Below are 1,778 nucleotides of genomic sequence, written 5' to 3'. Positions count from 1 at the left end.
GTGGTAGGGGAGCGTTCTTATCGGGCAGAAGCCGTACCGTAAGGAGCGGTGGACTGGTAAGAAGTGAGAATGCTGGCATAAGTAAGCGAGAAGGCAGGTGAGAATCCTGCCCGCCGTAAACCTGAGGTTTCCTGGGGAAGGCTCGTCCGCCCAGGGTAAGCCGGGACCTAACCCGAGGCCTAACGGCGTAGGGGATGGACAACTGGTTGAGAATCCAGTGCCACCTTTTAACGATTGCAGCGAAGGGGTGACGCAGGAGGATAAGTGAAGCGCGCGGATGGAAGAGCGCGTCCAAGCACGTAGGAGGCAGAGCAGGCAAATCCGCTCTGCAAAACTCTGAGGTGTGACGGGGAGGGAAGCGTAGTACCGAAGTCACTGATTCCAGACTGCCAAGAAAAGCCTCTAGTGAGGAGAAAGGTGCCCGTACCGAAAACCGACACAGGTAGGTGAGGAGAGAATCCTAAGGCGCGCGAGAGAACCCTCGTTAAGGAACTCGGCAAAATAACCCCGTAACTTAGGGAGAAGGGGTGCTCCGTTATCGTGATTATTGTTTACTGATATGAGCGAGAGGGAGCCGCAGTGACCAGGCCCAGGCGACTGTTTACCAAAAACACAGGTCTCTGCCAAATCGAAAGATGACGTATAGAGGCTGACGCCTGCCCGGTGCCGGAAGGTTAAGAGGAGTGCTTAGTGGAAACGCGAAGGCATGAGCCGAAGCCCCGGTGAACGGCGGCCGTAACTATAACGGTCCTAAGGTAGCGAAATTCCTTGTCTGGTAAGTTCAGACCCGCACGAAAGGCGTAACGATCTGGGCGCTGTCTCGACGAGGGGCTCGGTGAAATTGTAATACCGGTGAAGATGCCGGTTACCTGCGGTAGGACAGAAAGACCCCGTGGAGCTTTACTGCAGCTTGATATTGGATTTTGGTGGTACATGTACAGGATAGGTGGGAGACAGGGAAGCAAGGTCGCAAGGTCTTGTGGAGTCACTGGTGGGATACCACTCTTGGATTACTGGAGTTCTAACCTGGCACCGTAACCCGGTGCAGGGACAGTGTCTGGCGGGCAGTTTGACTGGGGCGGTCGCCTCCAAAAGAGTAACGGAGGCGCCCAAAGGTTTCCTCAGCGCGGATGGAAATCGCGCGAAGAGTGTAAAGGCATAAGGGAGCTTGACTGTGAGACAGACATGTCGAGCAGGGACGAAAGTCGGGCTTAGTGATCCGGCGGTGCCGAGTGGAAGGGCCGTCGCTCATCGGATAAAAGCTACCCCGGGGATAACAGGCTTATCTCCCCCAAGAGTTCACATCGACGGGAGGTTTGGCACCTCGATGTCGGCTCATCACATCCTGGGGCTGGAGAAGGTCCCAAGGGTTGGGCTGTTCGCCCATTAAAGTGGTACGTGAGCTGGGTTCAGAACGTCGTGAGACAGTTCGGTCCCTATCCACCGCAGGCGCAGGAGAATTGAGAGGATCTGTCCCTAGTACGAGAGGACCGGGATGGACAGACCGCTGGTGTACCAGTTGTCTCGCCAGAGGCACAGCTGGGTAGCTATGTCTGGAACGGATAAGCGCTGAAAGCATCTAAGCGCGAAGCCGGCCTCAAGATGAGTTCTCCCACTCTGTTAAGGAGGTAAGGTCCCACATAGACTATGTGGTAGATAGGCCGGAGGTGTAAGTGCAGTGATGCATTAAGCTGACCGGTACTAATAGACCGAGGGCTTGACCTAAAAAGAGAGTTATATCTTCTGTTTCTTTCCTGTGCAGTTTTGAGAGAATACGA

1 rRNA gene is annotated in these 1,778 nt (G+C 54.8%); it reads left to right on the top strand.

The window, feature by feature from the left end:
* Positions 1 to 1,725: ribosomal RNA gene (locus tag JCM14374_RS12760) — 23S ribosomal RNA — on the top strand; the annotation flags it as partial.
* Positions 1,726 to 1,778 lie beyond the last annotated feature (53 nt).

The organism is Syntrophomonas palmitatica JCM 14374 (genome assembly GCF_001311885.1).
In the GTDB taxonomy this organism is placed as follows: Bacteria; Bacillota; Syntrophomonadia; order Syntrophomonadales; family Syntrophomonadaceae; genus Syntrophomonas_A; species Syntrophomonas_A palmitatica.
This window is presented reverse-complemented; position numbering and strand designations above follow the sequence as displayed.